At 68.0% G+C, this 12,739-nt stretch carries 10 protein-coding genes; 6 read left to right on the forward strand and 4 right to left on the reverse strand.

The features are described from left to right. Window positions 1-88: 88 nt before the first annotated feature. From DSM104443_RS14725 to nagE, 4 genes are all read left to right on the forward strand, one after another. The gene (locus DSM104443_RS14725; protein ID WP_171093505.1) at window positions 89-2,794 is read left to right on the forward strand and encodes a TonB-dependent receptor; all 2,706 of its coding nucleotides are present in this window, start codon (window positions 89-91) and stop codon (window positions 2,792-2,794) included. 109 nt (window positions 2,795-2,903) lie between these two features. Further along, complete coding sequence (locus DSM104443_RS14730) at window positions 2,904-5,168, forward strand: beta-N-acetylhexosaminidase (protein WP_171093506.1); 2,265 nt, start codon at window positions 2,904-2,906, stop codon at window positions 5,166-5,168. Beyond that, window positions 5,165-7,627 (forward strand): phosphoenolpyruvate--protein phosphotransferase, encoded by a 2,463-nt coding sequence (gene ptsP, locus DSM104443_RS14735; RefSeq protein WP_171093508.1) that lies wholly within the window; start codon window positions 5,165-5,167, stop codon window positions 7,625-7,627. The genes DSM104443_RS14730 and ptsP overlap by 4 nt, the downstream gene beginning before the upstream one ends. Further along, window positions 7,624-9,261 (forward strand): N-acetylglucosamine-specific PTS transporter subunit IIBC, encoded by a 1,638-nt coding sequence (gene nagE, locus DSM104443_RS14740; RefSeq protein WP_212756697.1) that lies wholly within the window; start codon window positions 7,624-7,626, stop codon window positions 9,259-9,261. Before ptsP ends, nagE begins: the two co-directional genes overlap by 4 nt. Here the strand turns inward: nagE and DSM104443_RS14745 are convergent. Next, complete coding sequence (locus DSM104443_RS14745; RefSeq protein WP_171093510.1) at window positions 9,238-10,092, reverse strand: DUF6279 family lipoprotein; 855 nt, start codon at window positions 10,090-10,092, stop codon at window positions 9,238-9,240. The two genes, nagE and DSM104443_RS14745, sit on opposite strands and share 24 nt — an antisense overlap. Before the next feature lie 84 nt (window positions 10,093-10,176). Continuing rightward, window positions 10,177-10,884, reverse strand: coding sequence for an SDR family oxidoreductase (locus tag DSM104443_RS14750; protein ID WP_171093512.1), 708 nt, complete (start codon window positions 10,882-10,884; stop codon window positions 10,177-10,179). Window positions 10,885-10,995: 111 nt separating this feature from the next. On the opposite strand from DSM104443_RS14750, the gene DSM104443_RS14755 reads away from it, so the two are divergent. Together DSM104443_RS14755 and DSM104443_RS14760 are read left to right on the forward strand one after the other, a co-directional pair. Next, complete coding sequence (locus DSM104443_RS14755; RefSeq protein WP_171093514.1) at window positions 10,996-11,238, forward strand: hypothetical protein; 243 nt, start codon at window positions 10,996-10,998, stop codon at window positions 11,236-11,238. Beyond that, a complete protein-coding gene (locus DSM104443_RS14760) occupies window positions 11,238-11,861 on the forward strand; it encodes a glutathione S-transferase family protein (protein WP_171093516.1) in 624 nt (207 codons plus the stop codon). Before DSM104443_RS14755 ends, DSM104443_RS14760 begins: the two co-directional genes overlap by 1 nt. Window position 11,862: 1 nt before the next feature. Here DSM104443_RS14760 and DSM104443_RS14765 read toward each other — a convergent pair whose 3' ends face one another. Then, window positions 11,863-12,288, reverse strand: a complete 426-nt coding sequence (locus DSM104443_RS14765) for a PaaI family thioesterase (RefSeq protein ID WP_212756699.1) — start codon at window positions 12,286-12,288, stop codon at window positions 11,863-11,865. Further along, entirely contained in the window at window positions 12,285-12,731 is a 447-nt protein-coding gene (locus tag DSM104443_RS14770; protein ID WP_171093519.1) for a hypothetical protein, read from the reverse strand. The genes DSM104443_RS14765 and DSM104443_RS14770 overlap by 4 nt, the downstream gene beginning before the upstream one ends. Between the last annotated feature and the right edge of the window lie 8 nt (window positions 12,732-12,739).

The following is a 12,739-nucleotide window of genomic DNA, read 5'->3' on the forward strand; positions in this document are numbered from 1 at the left end:
CATTGTCTGGTAGTACAGTGGGCTCAGATAGGTCTGCACCGCTGTATTTCCGACGGTTCTTAAGCCAAGCCACAAAGGGGGATTCCGAATGAAGTTCAAGCCAACGCCCATCGCCGCCGCAGTCGCACTCGCTTGCATGGGTGTCGCCAGCGCATATGCCCAGCAAGCCCAGGACAAGGACAAGACCGAGAAGGTCGAGAAGATCGAAGTCACCGGCATCCGCGGCTCGCTGGAGAAATCCATCGAGTCCAAGCGCAATGCCGATTCGGTGGTCGAGGTCATCACCGCCGAGGACATCGGCAAGATGCCGGACAAGAACATCGCCGATTCGCTGCAGCGAATCCCCGGCGTCACCACCAGCTCCCAATCGGGCGGCTCGGGCGGCTTCGACGAGAACGACCGCGTGAGCCTGCGCGGCACGAACCCCAGCCTCACGCAGACCCTGATCAACGGCCACACGGTCGCCTCGTCCGACTGGTTCATCCTGGACCAGGTGGGCCTCGTCGGCCGCAGCGTGAGCTACACCATGCTTCCGTCGGAGCTGGTGAGCCAGGTCTTCGTGCGCAAGAGCGCGACGGCCGACCTCGTGGAAGGCGGCGTGGCCGGCGCGGTGGACATCATCACGCGCAAGGCGCTCGACTTCCGCAAGAACCTCACGGTCGAGGCCTATCTCGGCGGCGTGTACGCCGAGCTGCCCAAGAAGACCGATCCGCAGTTCAACGCGCTGCTCGCGTGGAAGAACGAAGCCAACAACTTCGGCATCATGCTCCAGGGCTTCTACGAGAAGCGCCACCTGCGCCGCGACGGCCAGGAGATCCTCGGCTACGGCACGATCTCGCCCACCAGCGCGCTCGCGACCGCGGTCCCGGAGCTGGCCGGCGTTGCGTTCCCCACGCTCATCGGCTCTTCGCTCTTCGAGCAGGAGCGCGAACGCAAGGGCGGCTTCCTCGACGTGCAGTTCAAGCCGCTGCGCGACGTCACCATCGACTTCTCGGCCTTCAGCTCGAAGCTCGAGGCGACCAACTACAACCGCAACTGGATGATGTTCGGCAACGCCATCATCAACGCGAACCGCGTCCCTTCGTTCTATCGCGTGGAGAACGGCACGCTGACCGCCGCCACCTGGAACAACGTGGGCTCCCCGGGCAACAACGCGCAGTACGCGGTGGTGGACGATATCTACCGCCCCGGCGCGTTCTCGGAGACCAACTTCTGGGACTTCGACGTGAAGTGGCGCGTCTCCGACCGCATGAACCTCTCCGGCAAGGTCGGCAAGTCCGAAGGCAAGGGTGAGACGCCCGTGCAGCAAGTGTTCGAGGGCGACGTGTTCAACACCGGCGCCTCGTACAACTTCAACGGCCTGCGCTCCGCCGCGGATGTCTCGTTCCCGAACGGCAACCCCTCGTCGTTCGTCGGCACGTCGCTCAACTGGATCTTCGGCGCCAGCCCCGGCAAGACGAAGGATGACGAGAAGTACGGCCAGATCGACGGCGACTACGACCTCGGCGCCGGGACATTCTCGGGTCTCAAGTTCGGCTACCGCTGGGCGGAGCATGAGCGCAGCACGCAGCAAGTGGCCCAGGGCCCGAACTTCGCGGCCGACCCGTTCAACCCGGCCAACCTGCCGGCGTGGAACGGCTCGACGTACCCGGGCGATTTCGGCAGCGGCCTCGGCGGCAACTTCCCGCGCCAGCCGTGGCAGATCGACACGGGCGAGCTCGAGCGCTGGGGCAACCTCTACTCCAACCGCGATCCGCTGGGCCGCCAGTTCTGGCCGGGCGAGTTCTCGCTGAAGGAGAAAATTCAAGCCGCCTACCTCATGACCAACTTCGAGGGCCAGGGCTACGCCGGCAACGTGGGCCTTCGCTACGTGAAGACGGATGAGAGCGTGCTCGTGAACCAGGGCGTGGACGGCAGCGTCTGCGCCGTGCAGGCTCCCTGCCCGCAGGTTCCCGGCGCGATCACGACCTCGGCCTTCGGCACGTTCTACCGCCGCTCGGTGAACAACACGTACACCGACTGGCTGCCGTCCGCGAACCTGAAGTTCGACCTCGACAAGAACACCGTGCTTCGCTTCGCGCTCGCCAAGACCATGGCGCGCCCGGACTACAGCGCGCTGGGCGGCTCGATCACGGCGGACGACACCACGCTCACGGGCAACGGCGGCAACCCGGATCTCAAGCCGATCCGCTCCACCAACGCGGACGTGTCGCTCGAGCTCTACTACGCCCCCCGTGCGCTGTTCGCGATCGGCGGGTTCTACATGGACCTCACCAACTACGTCGCCTTCGGCACGTACCAGACGCAGCTGCTCAACATCCGCAACAACACGTTCCAGACCTACACCATCTCCGCGCCGATCAACAGCAGCGGCAAGGTGAAGGGCGTGGAGCTGTCGTGGCAGAGCCCGCTGCCCTGGGGCTTCGGCGGCTTCGCGAACTACACCTACTCGCACGCCGAGGAAGACAACGGTGCGCCGCTCGTGGGTGCGTCGAAGAACACCGGCAACATCGGCGGCTACTGGGAGGCGAAGGGCTTCAGCATCCGCCTCGCCTACACGTACCGCTCGGAGTTCTTCGTGGGCCTGGACCGCAGCACGCCGCAGTTCCAGGACGACACCGGCACGCTGAACGCCGCCATCAACTACCAGATCAACGACCGCTTCAGCGTCAGTGCCGAAGCCCTGAACCTCAACGATCCGATCCTGAAGTACTACGGAGCGAACCAGGACCAGCCGCGCGCGTTCTACCGCAACGGCCGCCAGTTCTACTTCGGGATCCGCGCGAAGTTGTAGTTGCAGGTGGGAGTGGCCGTGGGGGGTCTCGCTTAACCCCCATTTCGAGGGCGGGGATGCAACATACCCCGCCCTCTTTTCATTCTTTCGACGTTAGACTGCATCTCGCATGCGCATCCTCTTCCTCGTAGGCGTCATCGTCTGCCTGGCGGTCATCGGGACGGCTCGCGCCGCCGAGATCGCCGTCGTTCCCAACCCTGCTTCGGTCGTGCGCGGCGAGGGTTCTTTCCCGGTTTCCGCCGCCACGCGAATCGTCGCGCAGGATGCCGACGGCCTCGCGGCCGCACGGCGCTTCGCCGCGGTGATCGAGCGCGAGCACGGCCTCAAGCTCGCGGTGTCTCAGGGTCCCGTCGTCGACGGCGCGATCGCCTTCCAGCGCGCGCGCGTCTCGACGCCCGCCGAGGGCTACCGTATCGGCATCACGCCACGCCGCGCCGTGGTCGATGCCTCCGACCGAGCCGGAATGCTGTACGGCGGGACGACGCTCGCACAGCTCCTTCAAAACCCGGGTCAGAGTGGAGTTTCTTCTCCACCGGGAAACTCCACTCTGACCCGGGTTTTGCCGGCCGTGGCCATCGAGGACTCGCCTCGGTTCCGGTGGCGCGGACTGATGCTCGACTCGGCGCGGCATTTCCAGTCGACCGCGTTCGTGAAGAAGCTGCTGGACGCGATGGCGATGAACAAGCTGAACGTCTTCCATTGGCATCTCACCGACGACCAGGCGTGGCGGATCGAGATCAAGAAGTATCCGAAGCTCACGTCGGTGGGCGCATGGCGCGTGCCGGCGGGCCAGGCGCCGCAGAAGGACATCGATCCCGCGACCGGCAAGCCGCGCCTCTACGGCGGCTTCTACTCGCAGGCCGAGATGAAGGAGATCGTCGCGTACGCCGCCGAGCGCGGCATCACCGTCGTGCCGGAGATCGAGATGCCGGGCCACGCGGCGGCGGCGCTGGCCGCGTATCCCGAGTACTCCGCGAGGGCGGATCCGCCGACGGCCGTGCCCGCGGACTGGGGTGTCTATCACGATGCCTACAAGCTCGACGCGAAGACCACGCGCTTCCTCCAGGACGTGCTCGACGAAGTGATCGCGCTCTTCCCGTCGAAGTACATCCACGTCGGCGGCGACGAAGTGGACAACGCTGAATGGAAGGCGGGAAAGCTGCAGGGCCCCTTCACCGTCGGCATGGCGAAGTACCTCGCTTCGAAGAAGCGCCGCCTCGTCGGCTGGGACGAGATCCTCGAGCCCACGCTTCCGAAAGAAGCCGTGGTGATGTCGTGGCGCGGCATCGAGGGCGGATTGAAAGCCGCCGCGGCCGGCCACGACACGATCCTCGCCGCGCATCCCACGCTCTACCTCGACAATCGCCAGTCCGGAGCCGCCGACGAGCCCCCGGGCCGTGGCAACGTGATCACGCTGAAGGACGTCTACGCCTTCGACCCGATGCCCGGCGAGATCGACGCCGCGAAGCGCAAGCACGTGCTCGGCCTGCAGGGCCAGGTGTGGACCGAGCACATCCGAACCGAGGAGCGCGTGGCCCACATGCTCTTCCCGCGCTCGGCCGCCATCGCGGAGCTGGGCTGGTCGAAGCCCGAGCGCCGCGACTGGAACGACTTCCTCCGCCGGCTCTCCGCACAGTTGCCGCACTACGAAGCGCTCGGCATGCCCGTCGCGGACAGCGCCTTCGCACCGCGGCTGGATTCCCGCCTGCGCGGGAATGGCGAGATGGAAGTCACGCTCGCAAACGCCGCGTCCTACGGCGACATCCGCTACACCCTCGATGGAACGGAACCGCAAGCCACGTCGAACCGCTACGCATCGCCCGTCAGCGCCGCGGCCGGCGCCACGCTGAAGGCGGCCGCATTCGACGGCGAGCGGCGCATCTCGAAGACGCGCGCTTTCGTGCTCGATCCCGCGCACGAGACGCGCCGCAAGAGCCAGGAGCTGAAGCTCTGCACCGAGAACATCGCGCTCTCGATGGAAGACGATGCACCCATCGGTGGCGACCGCGCCGCCCTTTACGCCGACATCCAGAGCCCCTGCTGGATCTACCCGGGCGTGGACCTGACCGGCGTGAAGGCCGTCGCCGTCACCGTGGGCCAGCTTCCGTACAACTACCAGATCGGCGAGCTCATCAAGAAGGTCACCTTCCCGAAGCCCGAGACCGCCGTGGGCGAGCTCGAGGTGCGCCTCGGCTGCGAAGGCGAGCTCGTCGCACGCCTGCCGCTCGCACCCGCGGCCGCCAACATGGCGATCACGGCACTGCCCGCCGCGCCTCTCGCGCCGCGCACCGGCAAGGCCGACCTCTGCATGCGCTTCGCCCAGCCCACGCTCGAACCGATGTGGATTCTGGACAGCATCGAGCTGGTGAAATGACGACGATCGTCGTGCGTTCGCCGCTCGCCGGATGGTGCCTGCCGCTGGAGGAAGTGCCCGACGCCGTGTTCGCGCAGAAGATGGCCGGCGAGGGCGTCGCGATCGAACCTACCGACGGCATCGTGCACGCGCCGTGCGACGGCGAAGTCCTCTTCCCGAAGGAAGCGAGGCATGCCCTGACGGTCCGCACCGCGGGAGGCCAGGACGTGCTGATCCACGTCGGCATCGATACCGTGAAGCTGGACGGTGCCGGCTTCCAGCGCCTCGTCGCCGCGGGCCAGCGTGTGCGTGCCGGCGAGCCGGTGCTGCAGTTCGATCTCGACCTCGTCGCGCGCAAGGCTGCGAGCGCAGCGACACCGGTGCTGGTCACGGCGGGCGGGCGCATCGTTCGCGCGGTCACCGGCCGGATCGTGGCGGTCGGCGACGTGCTGTTCGAGATCGAGGCCGATATCGCCGCTGCACCTACCGCGCCCTCCACGCCGCAGGGCCCCGAGGAGCGCCGGCACTTCGGCGTTCCGTTCGAGCACGGCCTGCACGCCCGCCCCGCGTCCGTCATCGCCGGCGCGTTGAAACCCTACGAGGCCGAAGTCTTCGTGCACGCCAAGGGCCGCAGCGCCAACGCGCGCAGCACCACGGCGATGATGTCGCTCGGCGTTCGCTGCGGCGATCGTATCGAGGTCGTGGCCACCGGCACCCACGCCCTGCACGCGCTGGACGCCCTCGACTCGCTCTTCACGCAACCGACGCCCCCCGCCGCGGCCGGCATGCCCAAGCCCGCCACGTCGGAGCGCAGGTCGGCCGTCATCGCCTGTCGTGGCATCGCGGTCGGCCCCGCCGTGCAATGGACGCAAGCCGAGATCGCGGTGCCCGAAGCCGGGCGCGGCGTCACGGAAGAACGCGAGGCGCTCAAGCTCGCAATCGGCCGCGTGCGCGAGCACCTGAAGAGCCTCGCCGCAGAGGCCTCCGGCGAGCAGCTCGCGGTCCTCGAAGCGCATGTGGAGCTGGTGGACGATCCCGAGCTCGCCAGGCACGCGGCCGACCTCGTCGCGCGCGGCCAGAGCGCCGGCCACGCCTGGCGCCAAGCGACGCGCGCGACCGTCGCCCTGCTCTCGACGCTGGAAGATCCTCGCATGCGCGAGCGCACCGCGGACCTGCGCGACCTCGAGAACCAGGTGCTGCGCGTGCTGGTCGGCAAGGGACCGTCGAGCTCGCGCGAGCTGCCCCTCGGCGCGATCGTGATCGCCGACGAGCTGCTGCCCTCTCAACTCGCGGCGATGGACCGTGAGCGCCTCGCGGGCATCGTGATGGCGCGCGGGGGGGCGACCTCGCACGTGGCGATCATCGCCGCTTCGCAGGGCATTCCCGCGCTGGTCGCAGCCGGGCGCGCCGTGCTCGACGTGCCGGAAGGAACGATCGTCATCCTCGACGCCGAGGAAGGCCGACTGCACGCGGATCCGAAGCCCGAGCAACGTGCCCAGGTGGAACGCAGCCTCGCGCAGCGCGCCGTCGAGAAAACCGCGGATCTCGCGCGCGCCGGCGAGCCCGGCGCCACGAAGGACGGCACGCACATCGCCGTCTACGCGAACCTGGGCTCGCTCGACGACGCCAAGTCGGCCGTCACGCACGGCGCCGAAGGCTGCGGGCTGCTTCGCACCGAATTCCTCTTCCTCGACCGCCGCGAAGCGCCCGACGAGGACGAGCAGCTCCATGCCTACCAGTCGATCGCCGATGCGCTGGGCGACCGGCCGCTCACCATCCGCACGCTCGACATCGGCGGCGACAAGCCGATCGCCTACCTGCCGATGCCGCACGAGGACAATCCGGCGCTCGGCTTGCGGGGATTGCGCACGAGCCTCTGGAGGCCCGAGCTGCTGCACACCCAGCTGCGCGCGATCCTGCGCGTGAAGCCCGCCTCGCAGGTGCGCATCCTGCTGCCGATGGTCACGGATGCCTCCGAGATCCGCCTGGTGCGCTCGTTCGTCGACGAGCACTGCCGGGCACTGGGGCTCGACTCCGCACCCGCGCTCGGCATCATGATCGAGACGCCCGCCTCGGCCATCCTGGCCGACCAGCTCGTCAACCACGCCGACTTCCTCTCGATCGGCACCAACGACCTCTCGCAATACACGCTCGCCATGGATCGCGGGCATCCGGAGCTCGCCTCGCAGCTCGATGCGCTGCACCCCAGCGTGCTGCGGCTGATCGCGCTCGCGGCGGACGCAGGGCGCAGCGCCGGCAAGGAAGTCGCGGTGTGCGGCGGCCTCGGTTCCGACGTCACGGCGATTCCCATCCTGGTCGGGCTCGGCGTGGACGAGGTCTCGGCCGTGCCCGCGGCCATCCCGCGCATCAAGCGCGTGCTGCGCGAGCGCACGCTCGCCGAATGCGAGGCCCTCGCGCGCGAAGCGCTGCTGCAATCCACCGCCGCCGACGTGCGCGCGCTCACCGGAGCGAAGCGATGATGAAAGCCTTCCTCGAGTGGATCCAGGGCCTGGGCCGCGCGCTCATGCTCCCGATCGCGGTGCTGCCGATCGCGGGCCTGCTGCTGCGCCTCGGGCAGCCCGACCTGCTCAACATCGCGTTCGTGGCGGCCGCGGGCGACGCGGTGTTCGCGAACCTCGGCATCCTCTTCGCGATCGGCGTCGCGGTCGGCCTCGCGAAGGAGAACCACGGGGCGGCGGGCCTCGCGGGCGCGGTCGCGTACTTCATCTCCACGCACGGCACCGCCGCGGTCGCAGGGCTGCCCGCGAAGGAGATCGCGCGCCTCTCGGTGCCGCTCGGGATCATCTGCGGCGTCGTCTCCGGCGCGCTCTACAACCGCTACAGCAACATCAAGCTCCCCGACTACCTCGCGTTCTTCGGCGGGCGGCGCTTCGTGCCCATCGCGGCCGGCACCGCGGCGCTCGGCATTGCCGTGGTCTTCGGCATCGCGTGGCCGGTGCTCGTGGCCGGCATGGATTCGCTCACGCGCGCCGTGGTGGAAGCGGGCAGCCTCGGGCTCTTCATCTACGGCGTGCTGAACCGCGTGCTGATCGTGACGGGCCTGCACCACATTCTGAACAACGTCGCGTGGTTCATCCTCGGCGAGTTCGCGGGCAAGACGGGGGATTTGAACCGCTTCTTCGCGGGCGACCCGACGGCGGGCGCGTTCATGAGCGGCTTCTTCCCGGTGATGATGTTCGGGCTGCCGGCTGCGTGCCTCGCGATGTACCACACGGCCCGTCCCGAGCGGAAACGCGCGACCGGCGGCCTGCTGCTCTCGATGGGCCTGACCTCTTTCCTGACGGGCGTGACCGAGCCGATCGAGTTCACGTTCATGTTCCTCGCACCGTTCCTCTACCTCGTGCACGCGATCCTGACGGGCCTCGCGATGGTGACGATGGACCTCCTCGGCACGCGCCTGGGCTTCAGCTTCTCGGCGGGATTCTTCGACTACGTGCTGAACTACGGCAAGGCGACGCACCCGCTCTATCTCATTCCCGTGGGCGCGCTCTACTTCGGCCTCTACTACGGCCTGTTCCGCTACTTCATCGTGAAGCTGGACCTGAAGACGCCGGGGCGCGAGCCGCTCGAGGCCGCGACATCCGCCACGAAGAGTTCGCGTACGGCGGGTGGCGCAGAAGGGTTCGTGATTGCCCTCGGGGGTGCCGCCAACCTCGAGAGCGTCGATGCGTGCACGACGCGACTACGCCTCGTGCTGGTGGACCGGTCGAAGGTGAACGAGCCCGCGCTGAAGACCTTGGGCGCGCGCGGCATGATCGCCGTCGGCCCGAACGGATTGCAGGTCGTGGTGGGGCCGATCGCGGACCAGGTCGCGAGCGACATCCGCGCATGGCTTGCCGGCGGCGAGACTTCAACCGTTCTCGATGCCGGATCGGTGCTCGAAGCATTGGGGGGCCGCGCGAATGTCCTCGAGGCCGATGCCAAGCCGGGCCGGGTGCTCGTGACGGTGAAGGATGGCGCCGCGGTGAAAGCCGACGCCCTGCAGGGCGTGGGACTACGGGGTGTTGCGCGGTTCGCCGCGGGGCGCCTGCACCTGCTGCACCCCGATGCGGCGGCGCTCGCTGCCGCGCTAGCGGGTCGCGATCAGCGCTGAGACGTCGTTCAGGTAACCGCGCAGCTTCTTCTGCACGTGCTCGCGCTGGTCGGGTGACCACGTGGCGGCGAGCTGCACCATCATCTCGGCCACTTCCTCGTCCCGCTTCGCGATCGCCTTCGTGTACTCGGGGCTCCGCCACGAGTCGGTGTCGATCAGGACCTTGCGCAGGCCCGCCACCATCTCCGGCTTGGAGGGCTTCGAGCGCACCAGCTCGGCCACGATGTGCTGGCGGCGCTGGCGATCGGCGAGGCGCATCTGCGAGACGTCGGTCATGAAGTGCACGCGGCCGCGCACGAGGTCGCGCTGGTGGTCGTCGAGGCGACCGGTATACGTTTCCACCTGGTCGATCAGCTTCTCGGCGCGCTTCTTCTCGCGCTCGGCCGCATCGCCCTTGTTCTCCTTCTCGATCTTCGCGCTCTCCTTGGCGAAGCGCTGCTCGAAGTGCTGGGCCTGGTCGGCCTCGAGCTGCATCAGGAGATCGGCCATGTCGGGCAGGGCCTGGTCCACCATGCGCTTGTAGTAGGCGCGCAGCGTCTTGTTCACCCAGCGCGCGTCCTCGAGGGTCAGGGGGCGCTCGGTGCGGGCGACGGCGTCGCGCAGATCCGCCTGGTAGGCCGGCAGCTCGTGCGTCCGGTGCCAGTCCTGCAGGCGCTCGAAGCGCGTGCGGACCCAGCCTTCCTGGTTGCCGGACAGGTCGAAGTAGTCGTCCACCATGTAGGTGACGACCGGCGAGGCGTTGTTGTACGCGAAGCGCCCCACGGTGCAGGCGCCGAGTGCGAGGGCCGTGGCCGCCACGGCGGCGAGAGCCAGGATCTTGCGGGTCTTCATGGTCATCGCTATTCGAGTGCCGGGTGCGCGGGGAGTTTCCCCTCTATCGCATTGTCGGCCTGTGCGCTGCGTTACGGCTGTCGTCTACCAGGGTATTGGCTTGCGGTCCCTGAAGAACTGTCCTGTAGGACCATTGGAAGGCAGCATGCAAAGCCAGACGGCAGTATCCGCTCCTTCTTCCACCGAGCGGGTGGCCTGCTCGCCCCCCATGTCGGTCTTCACCCACCCGGGGCTCATCGAGTTCACGAGGATGCCGGCGTCGGCGACCTCGGCGGAGAGCGTCTTGGTGAGCGCGTTCAGCGCCGCCTTGGAGACGCGGTAGGCGGGGCTGCCCTCGCCCATGTGGTGGAGCTGTCCCAGGCCGCTGGAAATGTTCACGATCCGGCCGGTGCGGAGCTTGCGCATCAGCGGGACCACCTCGCGGCACATGCGGACCGCGCCGAAAAGGTTGGTTTCGAACGTCTCGCGCCAGGCCGAGGTGGGCGTGTCGATCACCTTGGCGGTGGTCTCCTCGGGATAGACGCCGGCGTTGTTCACCAGGATGCTGGGCGGGCCGTGGGCCTTCTCGACCTGCTCGACGAAGCGCCGCACGCTCTTCGTGTCGTTCACGTCCAATTGGTACGCAACCACGTTGCTCTTGCGCCCCTTGATGTCGGCCGCGGCCTTCTCGCCCTTGGCGAGATCGCGGGAGCCGAGGACGACGAACACGTCCTCCTTCATGAGCTGGCGGGTGATCTCGAGACCGATTCCGCGGTTGCCACCGGTGACGATGGCGATCTTCTTGCTGGGCATCTGTTCCTGTCTCCGTCCGGCGACGCTTTCGCTGGGAGCGCCTTGACCGGCTGCTATGATAGCTGCAAGTTCCGTACCGCCCCTCGCGGCAATCGCCCACCGGAGGCAACGATGACCGACGACGCCCAACGCGACCTCGAGCAGAAGGCCCTGCGCAACGTCCGCAGCCTGGTCGACAAGATCGAAACCGAGGACCAGAAGGGCAACCAGAAGCAGCTCGTTGCCGTGATTGCCGTGGTCGCGGTCGTCGCCGCCCTCGCCGCCGTCGTCATGATGAGCCGCAGCAAGAGCTCGGATGCGAACAAGGGCCCGGCCCTCGAAATTCCCCCGCCCAAGCCGCCCGCCAAGAGCTGATGCTGCGAATCCTCGGGCGGCTCTCGTCCGTCAATGTGCAGAAAGTCGTGTGGTGCGCGGACGAGCTCGCCCTCGAGTACGAGCGCGTGGACGTGGGTGGTGCCTTCGGCGGCAACGACCAGGCCGACTACCTCGCGAAGAACCCGAACGGCCTCGTCCCCGTGATCGAGGACGACGGCTTCGTGCTCTACGAATCCAACGCGATCGTGCGCTACCTCGCGGCGAAGCACGCGCAGGCGTCGGGACTATGGCCCTCGGAGTTGGAGAGGCGCGCCGACGTCGACCGATGGATGGAGTGGCAATCGACGGGCTTCACGCCGGCAATGCTGGTCGCGTTCTGGGGCCTCTGCCGCACGCCCGAGGACAAGCGCGACGCGAAAGCCATCGAAGCCTCGCTGCAGAAGGGCGAGAAGTTCGCCGCGGTGATCGACGCGCACCTCGCGGGCCGCGAGCACGTCGCGGGCAAGGCCTTCTCGCCCGCGGACATCGTCGTGGGCTGCGCCACGCACCGCTGGCTGGGCCTTCCCGCGAAGCGCGAACCGCGCCCGAACCTGCAACGCTGGTACGCAACGCTTCGCACCCGCCCGGGCGCGCAGCAGGTGCTCTCGCAGCCCGTCGCCTGAGTTACTTCGGGTAGAGGATCAGCTGGGTGCAGCGAAAGAGCGCGATGGGCTTCTCGCCGCCGTTGCCGAAGACCAGCGCATCCCACACGTGCGTCGTCTTGCCGAGATGCACCGCCTTCGCCTCGGCGCGGATCACGCCTTCGCGAGCCGTGCCCAACAGGTTGGCCTTCAGCTCCACCGTCGTGAAGCTCTGCGCGCCTTCCGGAAGGTGGGCGATGGTCGCGTAGCCGCAGGCGGTGTCCGCGAGCGAGACGACGGTGCCCGCATGCAGGAAGCCGTTGGGCGCCATGAGCTCGGGCATCACCGTGAGCTCCATCACCACCAGGCCCTGCGCGATCGAGACCATGCGCATGCCGAGGTGGCCCGGCAGGTGGGGCTTGCCGCGCCGCTCGAAGTCGCCGCCGTCCATGCCGTCCCGCAACTTCAAGGCAGCACCACCGGCGAGCGAAGCGCGTGCACCGGATCGCGCCGCAGGAGTCGCTGTGCCAGCAGCAGGTGTCCGACGGCCGCGAGGGGCAACGCGAACACGATCACGACCGCGAGCGGGAACGACGTGAGCGCGGCCTCGACGCGGCCCTGCGCGAGCCCGAGCGCGATCATCGTGCCGATCGCGACGCCCAGGTCCACCTCGATCACGAAGGTGAGGTAGCTGCGGGTGCTGCGCGTGGCGAGGTAGTCGCGAAGCGAGCGGTCGAGATACGTGGTTGCGCTGGCGAACACGAAGGCGAAGAGGGACAGTCCGCCCATCTCGGCGAGCGAGAGCTTGGCGAACACGCCCTGCAGCGCGGCGACGACGGTGGCGACGGCCCAGATCCCGAGCGCGACGAACAGGATGCGGGGCGTGTCTTCGGGGGGAAGCGTGCGTTTCATGGTTCTTC

It is taken from the genome of Usitatibacter rugosus (assembly GCF_013003965.1).
In the GTDB taxonomy this organism is placed as follows: Bacteria; Pseudomonadota; Gammaproteobacteria; order Burkholderiales; family Usitatibacteraceae; genus Usitatibacter; species Usitatibacter rugosus.